This is a genomic window from Corynebacterium sp. CTNIH16, from assembly GCF_032821655.1.
GTDB classification, from domain to species: Bacteria; Actinomycetota; Actinomycetes; order Mycobacteriales; family Mycobacteriaceae; genus Corynebacterium; species Corynebacterium marquesiae.
In genome coordinates this window covers 47,099-63,112 of sequence record NZ_JAVBIG010000006.1, presented here as the reverse complement: position 1 = coordinate 63,112, position 16,014 = coordinate 47,099, and the positions used below count along the sequence as shown (strand labels likewise).

The window sequence follows — 16,014 nt, the reverse complement described above, 5'->3', positions numbered from 1 at the left end:
CACCCGCCCGCGCCGCTGTGGGCCCGGGTCTGCTAAAACCGAGACTATGACTTTGCTCACCAACGAATACCTATCCCACTTGCGCGAGGAGGCTGCGGCCGATTCCCGGCTGCGCATCGCCCGCAACGCCATCACCAATGTCGGGGCGGCTAAGGCGGCCCTAGACCGCGACCGTATTACGGCCCTCTACCCCACCACCGAGGTCAAGCTAGATAGCTTGGGCGTATCGGACCAAAAGCGCTCGGGCCGCTGCTGGATGTTCGCGGCGCTGAACGTCTTCCGTCACCGCGCGGCCAAGGAACTCAATGTAGATAACTTCGAGTTTTCCTTCACCTACCTGCAGTATTTTGACAAGCTAGAGCGCGCCAACCTGGTGCTCAACCAGCTGCTGGATAAAAAGGGCGCTGGCTGGGACGAGCGCACCGTGGCCGCGGTACTCGATCACGCCGGCGCCGATGGCGGCTGGTGGTGCTTCTTTAGCAACCTCGTAGACAAGTACGGTGCCGTGCCTGCCGAGGTCATGCCGGAGGTACGCTCGTCTGGAAATACCGCAGAGATGAACCGCGATCTTGCTACCGTGGTACGCCGCGCCGCCGCACAGGACGGCCCGCGCGAGAACATCATCGCCCAGGCACGCACCGATTTCCACCGGATCCTGGCCATCCACCTGGGCACCCCGCCGGAGGAATTTACCTGGGCGTATCGCACCAAGGACGAGCAATTCGTGCGCCTGCACTCCACCCCGCGCGAGTTTGCCGATAAGTACCTGCCAAACTTGGACGAGTACGTGGTGCTGGCCGATGACCCCCGCTCCACCAACCCCAAGCATCGCGTATTCAGCAGCGCCGATGAAACCAATGTCCTGGGCGGTGCACCGCAGGAGTACCTCAACGTCAGCGCGGTCGAGCTGAAGGAAGCTGCCAAGCGCAGCCTGGCGGCCGGCGAGCCGGTGTGGTTTAGCTGCGATGTCAACCGCCAGTTCTCCTTCCTCAACGGCGTATGGGACGAGGGATTGGTAGATACCGATGGCCTCTACGGCATCGATTCCTCTATGAGCAAGGAGGAGCGTTTTACCTCCGGCGAGACCGCACCTACACACGCGATGGTCCTCACCGGCATCGATGGTGACCGCGCCTGGCGCGTGGAAAACTCCTGGGGCTCCAAACCACCGCGCAAGGAAGACGGCGAGGATGTGCCCGGCAAAGGCTTTGCCACCATGGCCGATGCCTGGTTTGACCAGAACGTCTTCCACATCGCCGTGCGCAAGGAGCACCTGAGCGACAAGCTGGCCGAGGCGCTTTCCACCGAACCGATTGAGCTTCCCCTCTGGGACCGGATGAACTAAGGAGAATCGAGAAATGACAGAGATTAAACCGAACGAGGTTCATGCCGCTACTGCCGAGCTCACCAGCGATGCCGCGCTGCGCCTAGTACGCAATGGGGTGGCCCAGGAGGGCGTCGACAAGCTCAGCCTCGACCGTGAGCAACTACGCGGCCTCATCCCCGTGACCAGCCACAAGCTAGATTCCTGGGGCGTGGCCGACCAGAAGGCTTCGGGCCGCTGCTGGATTTTTGCCGGCCTCAATTCCCTGCGCGGCGGCCTAATGGACAAGGCCAAGCTCAAGGATTTTGAGCTCTCGCAAACCTATATTTACTTCTTTGACAAGCTGGAAAAGGCCAATTGGTTCCTTACCGCCATGGCTGAGCTCAAGGACCGCGACATTACGGACCGCACCGTAACCAAGCTCATGGATGATCCCATCGATGACGGCGGCCAATGGTCCATGTTCGTCGCCCTGGTGGAAAAATACGGCGTCGTGCCGCAGTACGCCATGCCAGAAACCGCGTCTTCCGAGGCCACGGCGACGCTTAACCGCAACCTGCAGACCGTGCTGCGCCGCGCCGCCCACCGCATCCGCAGCGGCGAAGAGGGCGCGCATGAGCAGGCGCTTGCCGACGTCTACCGTATCCTCACCGCCAACCTGGGCCTGCCACCCGAGGACTTTGTATGGCAGTATCGCGATAAGGACGATGAGTTCCACCGCGCGGGCACCTATACCCCACAGGAGTTTGCCCAGGAATACCTGCCTGCGGACCTAGGCGAGTACGTGTGCGTGGTCAACGATCCGCGCAATGCCTATGGCGAGCTCTACACCGTGGAGTACTTGGGCAACGTGGCTGGAAAACGCGTGACCTATTTGAACGCGCCTGTGGAGGTGCTGCGCGATGCCGCGCGTGCCTCCATCGAAGACGGTCAGCCGGTTTGGTTCGGCTGCGATACCGACCAGCAGTCCGATGATGAGCACGGCGTGTGGGCCAAGCACCTGCACGATTATGAGGCCTTCTACGGCGTGGAGATGGATCTGGACAAGGCGCAGCGTTTGCGCCTGCACGAGTCCATGATGACCCACGCGATGGTGTTTACCGGCGCCGATATCGCAGACGACGGCACCGTCAATCGCTGGCGCGTAGAGAATTCCTGGGGCCCGAAAAAGGCCGATAAGGGCTTTTGGACCATGGCCGATGACTGGTTCGACGAGTTCGTCTTCGAAATCGCCGTGCACCCCTCCCGCCTGCCGGAGCAATATCAAGCGGCGCTGCAGTCCGAGTCTGTCACTACCCTGCCGGCCTGGGATCCGATGGGAGCGTTGGCGCGTTAAGCCTGCGGCACGCTAAGACTGCGGCGTGCCAAGGCGGCGCACATAGAGCATGCACACCAAGTCGCGGTCCTCGTTGACCGCGATGGTGCGCTCGCCCACCTGAGTGAAACCGCGGCTGTCATAGAACTGATAAGTGCAGCCGTCATCGGTAAACAAGTAGACATTCTTTCCCTCGTGACGGGCTTCGAAGGCCTCGAGCAGCGCCGTGCCCACGCCGCTCACGCCGGAATTGGGATCCGCGACGAGGAAGCCGATTTCGCCATCAATGGGGTGCTTACCCAAGTACTTGAGCAGCATGTCCTGATTGGCGGCATCGTAATCATCGCGGTGTCCTCCTGGGCGCAGGTTGTTGAAGATTTCTACCGCGCGGACATAGGCCTTGCGCCACCACGGATACGGCAAGGCAGGCTTGCCCTTCATGGAGGCCAACAGCACGCCGAGGAAACGGTCGCCATCATAAGCAGCCAAGATATCGGTGGCCTTGGCGCGCTCTAAATCCCAAAAGTAACGGCCGTATGCACGCTCAAAGCGCGGGTTCTTCACAAACCAGTGCAAGTGCATGCCCTCGATGGCAAAAGAAATGGCTTTGGGCTCATCGCGCGGGTCAAGGTCGCGGATCTGGATATCGGTCATTAGTCCTCCGATGGCTGCTGGGAAGCGGTATCCTGCGCGCGTTGTTGCTCGCGCTCGAGCTCGGCCTTGGCTTCGTGCTCTTCAATATTATTAAAGCCGATGCCCAGCGGCAGGCCCACATTATCGATGAGCCGGACGCCGCCGATTGTGGCGGCGACGAGCAAGCGGGCATCACCCTCCTCGGGAGGGGTGCCGAGGTCGCGACCGCGCACCTCGAGGTATTCGGGCTCAACGCCGGCTGCGCGCAGAACTTCCGCGGCGACTTCACGGACCTTCTCCGCACCGGCTTCGGCGGCATGCGCGCCCGCGGTCAGCGCGGCGGATAGGGCCGCTGCCTGGTCACGGGATCCGGCCGGGACGCTGGTATTGCGCAGGCTCATCACCACGCCATCGGGCATGCGCACTGCTGGCACGCCCTGCACGCGCACGCCTAAGTGGAAGTCTTGGACCGCGTGGTGGATGGCGAGGAGGAGCTCATAGTCCTTTTCGCCAAGGAGAACGTCGGTAGGCGAAAGCGTCAGGATGAGCGCAAGGTACAGGGAGAGGTCCTCGCTGAGGTCCGGCTCGAGGGTAGTCGCGGCGTCGACAGGGGCCACGGCGATCCGGCGGCCGTGTGGCCACAAGGTTTCTGTCGAGTAATCCCAGACTATGTCCACGCCCTCGGCTCGCAAGAGCTCAAGGTCCTCCTCGTGTGGAGACTGCAGGGCCACGACGGTAACCGCGCCGCGGATGTGCTTGGCCGCGCGCACTAGCGCGATATGGCCGGCGTGTACGCCGTCGGTCAGCGGCACGAAGGCGACTGGGCGGCCAGTCTTATGAAAGGCGCTGCCAACCATACGGATGCGCTCAATCTCACTGATGACAGTGGCGTTTCCCAGTTCTAGGCTCATCGGCTCTCCTCTTGTAGGGCCCACATTTCCAGCTCCTCGCGGCCGTCTACCTCACCTAGGCGGCGGGCAACCTCCACGTAGCTGCGGCGCAGGCCGGGGTCGGTGGCACCGCGGTAGGCGGCGATGATTTCTTCGGTGTCCATATCCTCACCCACCAGGGGTGGCTCTTCTGAGGGTGAGAGGAAATGAGCATCAACTGCAGCAGAGATATGCAAGCGCCGAAGCATCTCGGCATAGTAGGCGCGGGCAGCGAATGGGGCACGTTCGGCGTCGGAAAGCGCTACGGTTTCTGCGCGAAACTCGGCGATATTAAGTTCCACGACGGTCTCGCCCAGCTCGTCCAGGGTGGTCACCGCCCAGCGCTTAAGCGTAAATGGGGCGAGTGCCGCAACGACACACCCGCGGGTTTCTAGCGGATCTAGCACTTGGACACCGCGCGAAAGGCAGGTGTGGAAAACGATTAATCCTCGATGTACGTGTGGCTCAAGCAACTCCACGGTAGCTTCCAAGCGGGAATCGCCCACGGCGATAATGAGAGTTTCGAAGGAAGAAAGCTCGGCTGGGTCAGAGAGCATCTGCACCTCATGGCCGGCGCTTTCCATGGCATTGGCCAAGGTAAAGCCGGCCAGGCTCCGGCCAAAAAGAGCTACCCGCATGCGTGGCGGGCGCATTTATTTGTCCTTCTTTTTCTTTGCCTGGGCCAAAAGCTCGGCCACGGAGACCGCCCCTTCGCGCTTATCGTCGCTGCGACGGCGTCCGCGTGTCTGCTCCTCCGGTTGAGGTTCAGCCGCATGGTGATGCGGGCGGGCTGCCTTCTGGCGTACTGGTTCGGCCGATTCCGGAGCCACATGTTGACCCGAGCCTGGATATTCCGCGCGTTCATCGCGCTGCGGCACCGCCTGCTGCGGAATGTCCTGGGTCTCATCATTGGCTTTGGTGGCAGCCTCCGGCTTGCGGTGGCTGCCATGGTGCTCGCTGGCCGCGGACGTGCGGGTATTCTTCAGGGAATCATCGCCGCCGGTATCCCAGCGCACGGCCTGGAAGCCACCAGTATTGAAGGTGGAGGCGCCAGAAGACTTGCCGGAGGTACGCTGCGCGCGGGTCTTTTCGCTAATGATGTCATTAAGCGGGTTGGACTCGGCGTGAGCCGCGGACGGCTGGTTACCCAAGCGGCCGGCGATAGCATCGGCGGACGGGGCTCCGGAAGAGGACTGGGTGAAGTCCACATTGCCTTCCTCAGAGCCAGGGCGAGCAGCGGCCGCGGTCTCGGCCTCGAGCTGCATGATGCGGCGCGCCTCGGCGTGCAGAGCTGCCGGTTCATAGGTGAAGTTCTGGCCGGAAAGATCCTCAATCTGCTTGCGGATGGAAGCCAGCTCGGTGCGAATCTCATCCAGCAGTTCCTGATCCGGCAGAGGCTGGCCATCGGCTGTGCGGGCTTGCTTGAGCTCGGCGCGGTGAGCGCGCTCCTGCAGCTCCAGCTTGGTCACGGACTCCTCGGCCTGGCGGCGGTAGCGCATCACCAGGAAGAAGCCAAGCACAGCGGCCCACAGGGCAGCAATGAGGGCAATCTTGAGCGCGGCGGCAGAGCCGGAAATCAGCATGACGATGCTGGCCACCACGGCCAGCACCACGAGGACGATGAGGCCGATCTGGCCCAGATCCGGCTTGGTCGTCTTGGCGGAAGTATTGCTAGAAGAAGAGCGAGGCTCAGTCATGCTCACTAATGTACCGCTTGAACCCCATCTGGTGGGGGCGGGGTCTCGCAGTGTCGCTCTAGCCGCAGGCCAGCGGCGGCCATCGCGAGGCCGCTGAGCGCGGAGGCAATGACCCCCACGAGGTCATCGGAAGCTGCCGCGAGCGTGCCGGCATTGGGGATGACATAAACGGCAATGCCGGCATAGATGCCGCCCACGATGGAACCCGTCCATGCCGAGGCCTTACCCACCAACATGAACTGCGTGATGGTCATGGGGTTGAGCTGCGAATTATCCAGGCCAATGCCATGCTCATCCTCGGTGGCTTGGTCCACCTTCCAGGTCAACGCCACACAGATGACGGCCATAAGCCACAACGTGGCCGAGACCGTTACTGGGATTTGCAGCATGGAGCCATAAAAGCGCGTGGTGAGGATGGCCGCCGCGGCGGCAAAAAAGACCCCGGTGCCGATGAGGGCACCCAGCGAGGTCCGTGTCATAGCTCCTCCATCATGCCCAGCCGGCGAATCTCGGCGCGCTCTTTCGGGTCGAGTGCTGCTACCCGCTTGGCGACGCCCTCCCCACTCAACCTAGCACTAGCATCCGCCGCCAACCACGGAATCAGCACGAAGGCACGCTCGTGGGCATAAGGATGCGGGACGATAAGCTCTGGGTCGTCGGAGGTGAAGCCCTCAATATCGACGATGTCCACATCCAGCGTGCGCGGGCCCCAGTGGCGCACGCGGACACGCTCGGCGGCCTCTTCAAGCTTCTGCCCGCGGCGCAGGAGTTCCTTCGGAGTCTCCTCGACGTCCACGATGAGCACCGCGTTGAGGAATTCGTCTTGGTCCGTCACGCCCCACGGCGGGGTGGCATAGACGGGCGAAGCGGCAACGATCTCGCTGGCAAACTCGTCGAATACCGTGCGCAAAAGCTCCACGCGGTCATCCATATTGGAGCCGATGGAGAGCACCGCGCGCATTAGAGGGTCCTCGCGTGCTTGCGGGAGCGGCGGGCGACCACGGCGACGTCGGCAAAAGTGCGTGGAATCGGCGCCTGCGGCTTGTGCAGGATGACCTCCACGGCATGCAGGCCTTCGAAGGTCTCCATGATGGTATCGGCCACCTCGCTGGCGACGGTCTCAATAAGGTCGCGGGCGGGGCCTTCGATGATTGTGGCGGCGACGTCGGCAAGCTCGGCGTAATTGATGGTCTTGGTCAGATCATCGGTGGCGGCGGCCTCGGCGAACTCGGACCAGCAGGTGATGTCCACGATGAAGGGCTGGCCGGTGCGCTTTTCTTCTTCGAAAACGCCGTGGTAGCCAAAGCATTCTAGGCCGGTGAGCTCGATGCGGTCTGCCATGTATTACTCCTCAGGGTTGCGCGGTAGGGCGGTGGATTTCATGGTGCCATTGCCATCGGCGCCATTGCTATAGCTGCCGGTCGCCCGGGCGCCGCCCGAGTAACCGTTGCCGGCGTTCCACGCGGCCGCAACATCGACGGCATCGCGCGAGACGGCGACCTCGTGCACGCGCACGCCCCACGCGCCCATCTGGGCGGAAATGGCGGTCACGGCCGCAGTCGCGGGATCTGCCAGCAGCGGGCTGGACTCCACGCCGCGGTCCTCCCGGATGGCGGCGAGGAAGCGCTTGCGCGAGGCTCCCACCAGCATGGGGAATTCGGCGTCGAGAAACTCCGGCAGGGCCTTGAGCAGCGCCCAGTTATCCTGCGGGGTTTTGGCAAAGCCCAAGCCCGGATCGAGCACGATATTATCGCGGCGTACGCCAGCCGTCAGCGCGTTATTCGCCAGGCGCTCGAGGGTCTCATGCACATCGCGCACCACATCGCCACCGTGGTCGGCGCTACCGGCCGCGGAGCCAAAGGCGCCTTCCTGCAGCGTGCGCCAGTGCATCAGGCACACGGGCACGCCGGACTCGGCCATCGCGCGATACATCTCCGGATCAGCCAGGCCACCGGAGACGTCATTAATCATGTCCACACCGGCCGCTGCCGCCGCGCGGGCCACCGAGGCGCGCATCGTATCCACGGAAGTGCGGATGCCCAGCTCACTCAGCGCCTTAATGACGGGAACCACGCGGCGCTTTTCCACATCCGCTTCTACCCGCACCGCACCCGGCCGGGTGGACTCACCACCGACGTCAATCATGTCCGCGCCCTGCGCCACGAGTTCGCGGGCGTGGTTGATGGCGGCATCGACGTCCAACCACTTACCGCCATCGGAGAAGGAATCCTCCGTGACGTTGACAATGCCCATCACCAGCGTGCGTTGGGCAATGGTCAGATCCGATACCGAGGTTGCCTGCTGCATGGCGTGCTCCTTCTCGCTTTCGTGGTAACCGGGGTGGGATTAGCTGCGAATCAGGCTGAGCACCTCGGCGCGGGAGGCGGCATTATTTTTGAAGCCGCCGCGCACCGCGGAGGTGGTCGTCGTCGCCCCCGGCTTGCGGATGCCGCGCATGGCCATGCACAAGTGCTCGCACTCAATGACCACGATGACGGACTGCGCACCGAGGACCTCCACCAAGGCGTCCGCTACCTGCTGGGTGAGGCGCTCTTGGACTTGGGGGCGCTTTGCGTACATATCCGCCAGGCGGGCGAGCTTACTCAAACCGGTGACGTGGCCGTCTTTGCCCGGGATGTAGCCAATATGCGCCACGCCGTAGAACGGCACCAAGTGATGCTCGCAGGTGGAATAGATGGGGATATCGCGCACCAGAACTAATTCTTGGTGGTCCTCGGCGAAGGTTTTGTGCAGGACCTCGGTGGGGTCCTCGTGCAGGCCAGCGAAGACCTCGCGGTAGGCGCGGGCCACGCGGGCCGGGGTTTCGCGCAAGCCCTCGCGGTCAGGGTCCTCCCCTACCGCAAGAAGCAGCTCACGCACCGCTGCCTCCGCTCGGTCTTGGTCGAAGGCGGCGCGAGCGGGAATGTGATTATCAGGCATTAGTTATCTTCTTGCTTATCGTCCTCGCGCGCATAGGGGTTCTTGCGGCGATCCTCCTCGTCCCAGCCAGGGGTAAACCACTGGCTGGTATCAGCGTACTGCTCTGCACCGGAATCCGGTTTGTGGTGCTTGCCACCGCCGGTAGCGGGGCGTGCGGCCGGACGGGCGGTTGGCTCGGAAGCCGGAGCAGACTGAGCGTCGTGATCCTGCTGGGCAGGCTGGCCCGGCGTGGAGTCCTCAGAATCCTTTACGGGGCCGCTGCCCAGCTCGCGGGCGGTGTCCGGGTCGACGTAATCGCCGGCGTGCTGGCCAAAGTTGAAGCCCACCTCACCCTTCGGCTCTTCGCCGGCGAGGCGACGCTCGCGGGCGGCCCGGGAGGCATCGAGAAGCGTCATGCGCTTAGGCAGCTCCTCGCCGCGCTCCTTCGCCAGCTCAACCGGGGTTTTTACTGGGGCGTAGCCAATCTGGCGCGGGAAGCGGTCGTCCTCACCTGGGAAGACATCGAAGGCCTCGCGCGGCTCGATGCCGTCAAAGATGCGCTCCAGGTCAGGGCGGCGCAGGGTTTCCCTCTCCAGCAGGGCCTCGGCCAGCTTGTCCAGGTAGTGGCGGTTATTGCGCAAGATGTCATAAGCCTGCTCGTGCGCGCGCTCGAGCAGGTAGCGCATCTGCTCATCAATCTTGGAAGCAACCTCATCGGAGTAATCGATGGAGCCACCGCCACCCATCTGGCTGAAGGGATCGCCCTGCTCCTTGCCGTACTTCACGGTGCCCAGGTCCGGGGAGAAGCCGTACTCGGTGAGCATGGAACGAGCAATCTTGGTGGCGTTTTCAATATCGGAAGACGCACCAGTGGTAGGCGCACCGAAGACCAGTTCCTCTGCCGCGCGGCCGCCCATGGCAAAGACCAAGCGGGAGAAAAGCTCGTCACGGGTGTACATGCCCTTGTCATCTTCCTGCGAGGTCATGGCGTGGCCGCCGGTACGGCCACGGGCCAAAATAGTGACCTTGTAGACCCGCTCGATGTCCTTGAGCGCCCACGCGGATAGCGTATGTCCGCCCTCGTGGTAGGCGGTGACCTTCTTCTCGTGCTCGGAGATAATTTTGCCTTGGCGGCGCGGGCCGCCCACCACGCGGTCGGTGGCCTCTTCCAAGGCGTCATAGGTAATGACGTTGCCGCCGATGCGGGCGGTAAGCAGGGCGGCCTCGTTGAGCACATTGGCCAGGTCCGCGCCGGACATGCCAGCGGTGCGCTTGGCCAGCTGCGCTACGTCAACCTCTTCTGCCAGTGGCTTATTCTTCGCATGCACGCGCAGGATCTCCTCGCGGCCGGCAAGATCCGGGTTGGTGACCGGAATCTGGCGGTCGAAGCGGCCCGGGCGCAGCAGCGCCGGATCGAGGATATCCGGGCGGTTGGTGGCGGCGATGAGGATTACGCCTTCGCGGTCACCAAAGCCGTCCATTTCCACCAGGAGCTGGTTGAGGGTCTGCTCGCGCTCATCGTGGCCGCCGCCGGTACCGGAACCGCGCTGGCGGCCCACGGCGTCAATCTCGTCCACGAAGATAATGCAGGGGCTATTTTCCTTCGCCTGCTTGAATAGGTCGCGCACGCGGGAGGCACCCACGCCGACGAACATCTCCACAAAGTCAGAACCGGAGATGGAATAGAACGGCACGCCGGCCTCGCCGGCCACGGCGCGTGCAAGCAAAGTCTTACCAGTACCCGGAGGGCCGTAGAGCAGCACGCCGCGCGGGATCTTGGCGCCCAGGTCGTGGTAGCGGGTGGGGTCTTCCAGAAAGTCCTTGATTTCCTGCAACTCATCTACGGCTTCGTCCGCGCCGGCCACGTCCGCAAAGGTATTGGTCGGCATATCCTTGGTCAGTTCCTTGGCCTTGGAACCGCCGATGCCAAACATTCCGCCAGCACCCTGCTGCATGCGGGACATGAGCCAGAAGAGCACGCCGAAGAGGATGATCATCGGCAGCAGCATGCTCAGCATGGAGCCCAAGAAGGATTCCTGCGTGACATTGGTCTGGTACTTCTCGGCGCCGGAATCCTTGACGGCGTTAAAGACCTGCTCAGAGGCGCGGGCCGGGTACTTGGCCACAATCTCTTTCACGCCTTCGCGCTCGTCTACCGTGATTTCATCCTTGAGCTTGATGCGCAGGCGCTGCTCGCGGTCATCAATTTCCACCTCATCGACGTTTTTGTCTTTGAGCTGGGTCAGCGCAACCGAGGTATCCGCTTGCACGTAGCCGCGGGCATCGTTGCTAAAGAAGGTAAAGGCGTACAGCGCGATAAGGATGAGGGCCGCAATCCCGCCGTAGCGAAGAATCTTGTTGTTTTTCATTACTGCGCGATTTTAGTTGGTGGTATAGACATCGGGGTGGAGGGTGCCCACGTAGGGGAGATCGCGGTAGCGTTCCGCATAGTCCAAGCCATAGCCGATGACGAATTCATTCGGGATATCAAAGCCCACATCCAGCAGATCAATATCAGCCTTGACTACTTCGGGCTTGCGCAGCAGGGTGACCACATTCAGCGAAGCAGGGCTGCGGCCTTCCAGGTTGCGGATGAGCCACGACAGGGTGAGGCCGGAATCGATGATGTCTTCCACGATGAGCACGTTGCGCCCGGCAATATCGCGGTCCAAATCCTTCAAAATGCGCACCACGCCGGAAGAGGAGGTGGAGGCACCGTAGGAGGATACGGCCATAAACTCCAGCTCGGAGGGGATGGATAGCTTGCGCGCAAAGTCTGTGAGGAAGAATGCGGCGCCCTTGAGCACGCAGACCAACAGCAGGTCGTGCTCAGAGTCGGCATACTTTTCCGAAACCATATCCGCGAGTTCTTGGACGCGGTTTTGCAGTTCCTCTTCTCCAATGAGGATTGCTTCTACATCGTCACCGTAGCGGTTTGCGGGAACGGCGAAGTCTTTCTTGTCGTGCACGTGTGCGCTCCTTTAATGACCAGACAATAGTGCCAGTTTGCCACCTATACGGGCTACTTCCAACCTCTGCCCCACCTGCCGGGCTGATCGCACGGCCACCGGTCCTTGCCCATGCCAGTGGGTACATAGCTTGCCGACGTCTCCCACTGCCCTCCTTGTCACTTCTACCCCCTCGCTGACCAGCCACGCCGCGATTGCCCGCCGGCGCCGCGGTTCTGCCATCGCCGCCAAGTCGGCACAGTCCGTGGTGGGTGGGGTGCGCAGGGCGGCGTCGTCAAGCGCCGCATCGCCTGCTGCTTGAGCCAGCGCTGGCACCGCATCCCCGCCGATGATACGGCTCAACTGCGGAATGACCTCGCGGCGCAGCGCCACGCGGCGGAAATGGGTGTCCGCGTTCTGCGGGTCCTGCCACGCCGATAGGCCCAGCTCCGCGCAGGCGCCCTCGGTATCGGCGCGGCGCACGTTCAGCAGCGGCCGCACCACGCGGGCGCCTTCCACCTCGCTGCGCTCACTCATGCCCGCCACTCGTCCGCGCAGCGCGCCGAGCAGCAGCGTTTCCGCCTGGTCATCGGCCGTATGCGCAACGGCAACCTCTAATCCTTCGTCCGCGCACGCGGCGGCCAGTGCTCGATACCGCGCTACCCGCGCGGCCGCCTCCATCGACTTCTGGCCCGTTGCGCCGGCCTCAACGTTCAGCACTCGCGCTCGCGCGCCTAGCTTTCGCGCCTGTTCGGCCGCGCGCTCGGCCTGCGCCCGCGAGCCGTCCTGCAACCCGTGGTCCACACACAGCGCGAGCACATCGTGACCCTCCGCCACGAGCGCGGCCATAAGCGCCAGCGAGTCCGCGCCTCCGGATAGCCCAACGGCCACCGCGTGGTCGAGGGCGGCGGCGCGCACGCCGCGCCGACACGTTAGAAAGTGCGGCGAAACCCGCGGCCAAAAGGGCTTTTTAGAACTCATGCAGTGCAGAAGCCAACGCGTCTTGAGCCTTGCGGGCGGCCAAGATATCGCCGTCATTCACAAGGAAGGCAAAGGCATACACGCGCCCGGAATTACCCTGCGCGGTGCCGGCCAGGGCGGAGACCCCAGTCAGCGTGCCCGTCTTGGCGCGCACATAGCCCTTGGCCGCGGAATCCCCGTAGCGCTCGTACAAGGTGCCATCACCGCCGGCTACTGGGAGGTAAGACACCAGCGGGCGCAGGCGCGGATCATTGACCGCGCCATTAATGAGCTGCGTCAACAGCCCGGCGGTGAGCCGATTGTCCACCGATAGCCCGGAATTATCCTTAATATCCACGCCGTCGACGTCGAAGCCCTCTTCCCGCAGGACATCCAGCGTGGCCTGCGTATCGCCTTCAAAGCTGGCCTCCTTGCCCCGGGAAACCGCCAGCTCACGCGCAATGGCCTCGGCCATGACGTTATCCGAGTGGCGCACCATCTCCCGGGCGCGGTCCGCTAGCGGCGGCGAATCCACGCTCGCCACCTCCTGTGCATTCTCCGCGACGGAGCCCATGCCTACCTTGCCCGCGCCGAGGCGATCGCCTAGCTGCTTAGCGACGTCCAAAGCAGGCTCATGACTCCTCGGCACATCCCCCGTCGTCGCGCCCAGGCGACCGCCGTAGAGCATGGCCGGTTCCATCGGCGCGACGAAGCCGCCGTCCACGTTTTCCGGATCCCAGCCCGGGGCCTGCGCCTCGCCGGACCACACGGAGGTATCGATGTAGACACCATCGACCTGTTCGACGTTCTTCGAAATCTGCTCAGCTAAGTCATCGAGCTGTTCGTGCGTCATCCACACATCACCCGCGGCCTTGATGACCACGTTCTTTTCGTTCGACCCGCGGTAGACCTTGGTGGTGATTTTCTCATTCTCATCCAGCGCTAACGTCGCTGCCGCAGTGGTGAGGACCTTCGTGGACGAGGCCGGGGTAAGCCGCTTATCCGCCTCGCGCTGCCACACTACGTCACCGGTTTCGGTATCGATCACCTCGCCGCCGAAAGTGGCGAGGTCCTTATTCTTAGCGAGCTCATCCAGCTTCGCCCTCAGCGCATCCAGGTTTGCCTCGCCCGGCTCTACTGCGCTCAACGGCTCCTCAGGAGCCTCGACCGTCTGCGCCTCTCCGTGCGAGAGATCGCCGTATTCGCGCTGAAGGGTAACGCCCAGCGCAGCCGTACCTCCGACCGCTGCCGCTACCACGAGCGCGGTCGCTGACCACCAAACATGCTTTGCTTTCATTGCCTTTAACCCTAGCGCGAATCCGCAACGCGCTAGACTATGGGCAGTAATTGATACCCAATCCCCCATGGAGGACATCGCTGTGAGCGTTGAAGTAACCATTGAAATCCCGAAGGGCTCCCGCAACAAGTACGAGGTTGACCACGAGTCCGGCAAGGTCTACCTCGACCGTTACCTGTTCACCCCGATGGCTTACCCGGCTGACTACGGCTTCATCGACCACACCCTGGGCGAGGACGGCGACCCGCTCGACGCCCTGGTCATCCTGCCGGAGCCGGTCTTCCCGGGCGTAGTCGTTGAGGCCCGCATCGTCGGCGTCTTCAAGATGACCGACGAGGCCGGCGGCGACGACAAGCTGCTCGCCGTCATCGATGACCCGCGCTGGGAGCGCTACCAGGACATCGACGATGTGGAGCAGCACATCAAGGACGAAATCGAGCACTTCTTCGTCCACTACAAGGACCTGGAGCCGAACAAGGAAGTCACCGGCTCCGGCTGGGGCGACAAGGCCGAGGCAGAGAAGATCCTCGACGAGGCAAAGGCTCGCTTCAAGTAAGATTTCTGGGCGCGGGCCCGCGGGCTCCCCTTAAGGCGTGGGCTCCCCTTAAGGCGTTTCGATCAAATAGCACTGCGTAAGCGGCGGTTTTCAAGGTCGTATTTGATCGAAACGCCCCCTTTTTGTCTTTTTCACACCCGCAAGGCCCTCCCCGCGACACAATCCCGTCCCCGCAGTACAATTCGATCACATAGCAGGCCGAAACCACCGGCCTCGGGGGCCTAAATGATCGAAATGAACGCCTAGGGGTGGGCGCATGAGAATCTTCACCACGCGCACGGCCGCGCGCCGCGCTATCGACAACCAAGCCGTGAAAATCTGCCACGGCCTCTATGCCGAACGGAAGCCCTCGCCGCGCGAACTGGCGGAAATCGTCTCCCGCCGCTGGCCCGATTCGGCGCTCGACGGCTACTCGTGCGCCCACCACTACCTCGGCCACGCTTTAAGTTTCCCACTCCATTTCCTGCGCGCGGGAACGATGGCCTCCAGCCCGTACTTCCGCAGCCGCCGCGCCCGTCCGAAGGCGCTGGGCCAGCTCAATGGCATTAACGTGTGCAATCCACTGCAGGCCACAGAAATCATGGCAGAGGAAGACGCCGTCGCGTTCCTTGAAGCCTACTTTGCCGGCCGGTACGGCGCTTCCCAGATGGAAGGCCACATGCTCGACTTCCAGCGCTTTCCGCAGCACACCCGGCGCGTACTGGAAAACACCATCCTCGGCGCTGATAGCGTCCCCGAGCGCAACCTCACCCGCGCGCTTCGGCCCCATGTCACCGTGCACAACAACAAATACATTGGCCCGTACCGCTGGGACTTACTCTTGGAGGAGCACAAGCTGGCCATCGAGGTCGACGGCTACGCCTACCACCAGGGCGAGAACCGGCAACGATTCGAAATTGACCGCCAGAAGCTTAACGACGCCGTCCAAAGAGGCTACAAACCCCTCCACTTCACCGCCGCCACAATCGAGCACCACCTCGACGTAGCCGTAAACCAGGTACTCGCCATTGTTCGGGGGAAGGGCGAGCATATAAACCCACCGTGGCAGTGGCACCACTACTGGCGGTTCCAGCATTAGCACAAGGCCACCGGTCGGCCGATCCACAAGCGCGCTAGTAACTAAGGTGAATGGCATGAAAAACGTTCAACCAACTGAAGTACCAGAAGGCGCACAGCTCATTGATGTCCGCGAGAATGACGAGTGGGCGGTGGAGCGCGCGAAGGGCGCGACCCATATCCCAATGAGCGAGATTACGGGTCGCATCCAGGAAATCGATCCGGACAAGGATATCTACGTCATTTGCCACGCAGGCGGCCGCAGCATGCAGGTCTGCCAGTATTTGGAGCATGCGCTGGGCTGGGACACCATCAATGTGGAGGGCGGCACGGATAATTGGAAGGCTTCCGGGCTTCCTATTGAAACGGATTAATTGGCC

At 62.7% G+C, this 16,014-nt stretch carries 18 protein-coding genes; 5 read left to right on the top strand and 13 right to left on the bottom strand.

The window, feature by feature from the left end:
• Nucleotides 1-46 precede the first annotated feature (46 nt).
• Both RAE04_RS07105 and RAE04_RS07100 read left to right on the top strand, forming a co-directional pair.
• On the top strand, nucleotides 47-1,345 hold the full coding sequence (locus RAE04_RS07105; RefSeq protein WP_317026892.1) for an aminopeptidase C: 1,299 nt from the start codon (nucleotides 47-49) through the stop codon (nucleotides 1,343-1,345).
• 13 nt (nucleotides 1,346-1,358) lie between these two features.
• The gene (locus tag RAE04_RS07100; protein WP_317026891.1) at nucleotides 1,359-2,660 is read left to right on the top strand and encodes a C1 family peptidase; all 1,302 of its coding nucleotides are present in this window, start codon (nucleotides 1,359-1,361) and stop codon (nucleotides 2,658-2,660) included.
• A 12-nt stretch (nucleotides 2,661-2,672) separates the two neighbouring features.
• Here the strand turns inward: RAE04_RS07100 and RAE04_RS07095 are convergent, their stop codons facing one another.
• The 13 genes from RAE04_RS07095 to dacB are packed head-to-tail and all read right to left on the bottom strand — an operon-like array spanning nucleotide 2,673 to nucleotide 14,022.
• On the bottom strand, nucleotides 2,673-3,293 hold the full coding sequence (locus RAE04_RS07095) for a GNAT family N-acetyltransferase (RefSeq protein ID WP_317026890.1): 621 nt from the start codon (nucleotides 3,291-3,293) through the stop codon (nucleotides 2,673-2,675).
• The gene (locus RAE04_RS07090; protein WP_317026889.1) at nucleotides 3,293-4,183 is read right to left on the bottom strand and encodes a pantoate--beta-alanine ligase; all 891 of its coding nucleotides are present in this window, start codon (nucleotides 4,181-4,183) and stop codon (nucleotides 3,293-3,295) included. Before RAE04_RS07090 ends, RAE04_RS07095 begins: the two co-directional genes overlap by 1 nt.
• The gene (locus RAE04_RS07085) at nucleotides 4,180-4,854 is read right to left on the bottom strand and encodes a hypothetical protein (RefSeq protein WP_284787298.1); all 675 of its coding nucleotides are present in this window, start codon (nucleotides 4,852-4,854) and stop codon (nucleotides 4,180-4,182) included. Before RAE04_RS07085 ends, RAE04_RS07090 begins: the two co-directional genes overlap by 4 nt.
• Nucleotides 4,855-5,898: a DUF6779 domain-containing protein gene (locus RAE04_RS07080; RefSeq protein WP_284787296.1), complete on the bottom strand. Its 1,044-nt coding sequence runs from the start codon at nucleotides 5,896-5,898 to the stop codon at nucleotides 4,855-4,857. It lies immediately after the preceding gene.
• A 5-nt stretch (nucleotides 5,899-5,903) separates the two neighbouring features.
• Nucleotides 5,904-6,377 carry a DUF3180 domain-containing protein gene (locus RAE04_RS07075; protein WP_317026888.1) on the bottom strand — a complete coding sequence of 158 codons (474 nt, stop codon included), beginning with the start codon at nucleotides 6,375-6,377 and terminating at the stop codon, nucleotides 5,904-5,906.
• The gene (gene folK, locus RAE04_RS07070; protein ID WP_317026887.1) at nucleotides 6,374-6,859 is read right to left on the bottom strand and encodes a 2-amino-4-hydroxy-6-hydroxymethyldihydropteridine diphosphokinase; all 486 of its coding nucleotides are present in this window, start codon (nucleotides 6,857-6,859) and stop codon (nucleotides 6,374-6,376) included. Before folK ends, RAE04_RS07075 begins: the two co-directional genes overlap by 4 nt.
• A complete protein-coding gene (folB, locus tag RAE04_RS07065; protein WP_317026886.1) occupies nucleotides 6,859-7,239 on the bottom strand; it encodes a dihydroneopterin aldolase in 381 nt (126 codons plus the stop codon). The genes folK and folB overlap by 1 nt, the downstream gene beginning before the upstream one ends.
• A 3-nt stretch (nucleotides 7,240-7,242) precedes the next feature.
• Nucleotides 7,243-8,205 carry a dihydropteroate synthase gene (gene folP, locus RAE04_RS07060; RefSeq protein WP_317026885.1) on the bottom strand — a complete coding sequence of 321 codons (963 nt, stop codon included), beginning with the start codon at nucleotides 8,203-8,205 and terminating at the stop codon, nucleotides 7,243-7,245.
• A 39-nt stretch (nucleotides 8,206-8,244) separates the two neighbouring features.
• Nucleotides 8,245-8,838 carry a GTP cyclohydrolase I FolE gene (folE, locus tag RAE04_RS07055; RefSeq protein ID WP_005325658.1) on the bottom strand — a complete coding sequence of 198 codons (594 nt, stop codon included), beginning with the start codon at nucleotides 8,836-8,838 and terminating at the stop codon, nucleotides 8,245-8,247.
• Complete coding sequence (gene ftsH / locus RAE04_RS07050; RefSeq protein WP_317026884.1) at nucleotides 8,838-11,186, bottom strand: ATP-dependent zinc metalloprotease FtsH; 2,349 nt, start codon at nucleotides 11,184-11,186, stop codon at nucleotides 8,838-8,840. Before ftsH ends, folE begins: the two co-directional genes overlap by 1 nt.
• 12 nt (nucleotides 11,187-11,198) lie before the next feature.
• On the bottom strand, nucleotides 11,199-11,786 hold the full coding sequence (gene hpt / locus RAE04_RS07045; protein ID WP_198492084.1) for a hypoxanthine phosphoribosyltransferase: 588 nt from the start codon (nucleotides 11,784-11,786) through the stop codon (nucleotides 11,199-11,201).
• Nucleotides 11,787-11,798: 12 nt separating this feature from the next.
• Nucleotides 11,799-12,746 (bottom strand): tRNA lysidine(34) synthetase TilS, encoded by a 948-nt coding sequence (gene tilS / locus RAE04_RS07040; protein ID WP_284811474.1) that lies wholly within the window; start codon nucleotides 12,744-12,746, stop codon nucleotides 11,799-11,801.
• Entirely contained in the window at nucleotides 12,736-14,022 is a 1,287-nt protein-coding gene (gene dacB / locus RAE04_RS07035; protein WP_317026883.1) for a D-alanyl-D-alanine carboxypeptidase/D-alanyl-D-alanine-endopeptidase, read from the bottom strand. The genes tilS and dacB overlap by 11 nt, the downstream gene beginning before the upstream one ends.
• A gap of 67 nt (nucleotides 14,023-14,089) precedes the next feature.
• Between dacB and RAE04_RS07030 the strand changes: the two genes are divergently transcribed.
• From RAE04_RS07030 to RAE04_RS07020, 3 genes are all read left to right on the top strand, one after another.
• Nucleotides 14,090-14,578 (top strand): inorganic diphosphatase, encoded by a 489-nt coding sequence (locus RAE04_RS07030; RefSeq protein ID WP_251068681.1) that lies wholly within the window; start codon nucleotides 14,090-14,092, stop codon nucleotides 14,576-14,578.
• A gap of 256 nt (nucleotides 14,579-14,834) precedes the next feature.
• Nucleotides 14,835-15,656: a hypothetical protein gene (locus tag RAE04_RS07025; RefSeq protein ID WP_317026882.1), complete on the top strand. Its 822-nt coding sequence runs from the start codon at nucleotides 14,835-14,837 to the stop codon at nucleotides 15,654-15,656.
• Between the two features lie 55 nt (nucleotides 15,657-15,711).
• Nucleotides 15,712-16,008, top strand: a complete 297-nt coding sequence (locus tag RAE04_RS07020; protein WP_239236070.1) for a rhodanese-like domain-containing protein — start codon at nucleotides 15,712-15,714, stop codon at nucleotides 16,006-16,008.
• Nucleotides 16,009-16,014 lie beyond the last annotated feature (6 nt).

What these genes read in the sequence shown, in the direction of transcription:
- RAE04_RS07105 (WP_317026892.1), top strand. Translation starts at nt 47, where the DNA reads ATGACTTTGCTCACCAACGAATACCTATCCCACTTGCGCGAGGAGGCT.
- RAE04_RS07100 (WP_317026891.1), top strand. Translation starts at nt 1,359, where the DNA reads ATGACAGAGATTAAACCGAACGAGGTTCATGCCGCTACTGCCGAGCTC.
- RAE04_RS07095 (WP_317026890.1), bottom strand. Translation starts at nt 3,293, where the DNA reads ATGACCGATATCCAGATCCGCGACCTTGACCCGCGCGATGAGCCCAAA.
- RAE04_RS07090 (WP_317026889.1), bottom strand. Translation starts at nt 4,183, where the DNA reads ATGAGCCTAGAACTGGGAAACGCCACTGTCATCAGTGAGATTGAGCGC.
- RAE04_RS07085 (WP_284787298.1), bottom strand. Translation starts at nt 4,854, where the DNA reads ATGCGCCCGCCACGCATGCGGGTAGCTCTTTTTGGCCGGAGCCTGGCC.
- RAE04_RS07080 (WP_284787296.1), bottom strand. Translation starts at nt 5,898, where the DNA reads ATGACTGAGCCTCGCTCTTCTTCTAGCAATACTTCCGCCAAGACGACC.
- RAE04_RS07075 (WP_317026888.1), bottom strand. Translation starts at nt 6,377, where the DNA reads ATGACACGGACCTCGCTGGGTGCCCTCATCGGCACCGGGGTCTTTTTT.
- folK (WP_317026887.1), bottom strand. Translation starts at nt 6,859, where the DNA reads ATGCGCGCGGTGCTCTCCATCGGCTCCAATATGGATGACCGCGTGGAG.
- folB (WP_317026886.1), bottom strand. Translation starts at nt 7,239, where the DNA reads ATGGCAGACCGCATCGAGCTCACCGGCCTAGAATGCTTTGGCTACCAC.
- folP (WP_317026885.1), bottom strand. Translation starts at nt 8,205, where the DNA reads ATGCAGCAGGCAACCTCGGTATCGGATCTGACCATTGCCCAACGCACG.
- folE (WP_005325658.1), bottom strand. Translation starts at nt 8,838, where the DNA reads ATGCCTGATAATCACATTCCCGCTCGCGCCGCCTTCGACCAAGACCGA.
- ftsH (WP_317026884.1), bottom strand. Translation starts at nt 11,186, where the DNA reads ATGAAAAACAACAAGATTCTTCGCTACGGCGGGATTGCGGCCCTCATC.
- tilS (WP_284811474.1), bottom strand. Translation starts at nt 12,746, where the DNA reads ATGAGTTCTAAAAAGCCCTTTTGGCCGCGGGTTTCGCCGCACTTTCTA.
- dacB (WP_317026883.1), bottom strand. Translation starts at nt 14,022, where the DNA reads ATGAAAGCAAAGCATGTTTGGTGGTCAGCGACCGCGCTCGTGGTAGCG.
- RAE04_RS07030 (WP_251068681.1), top strand. Translation starts at nt 14,090, where the DNA reads ATGGAGGACATCGCTGTGAGCGTTGAAGTAACCATTGAAATCCCGAAG.
- RAE04_RS07025 (WP_317026882.1), top strand. Translation starts at nt 14,835, where the DNA reads ATGAGAATCTTCACCACGCGCACGGCCGCGCGCCGCGCTATCGACAAC.
- RAE04_RS07020 (WP_239236070.1), top strand. Translation starts at nt 15,712, where the DNA reads ATGAAAAACGTTCAACCAACTGAAGTACCAGAAGGCGCACAGCTCATT.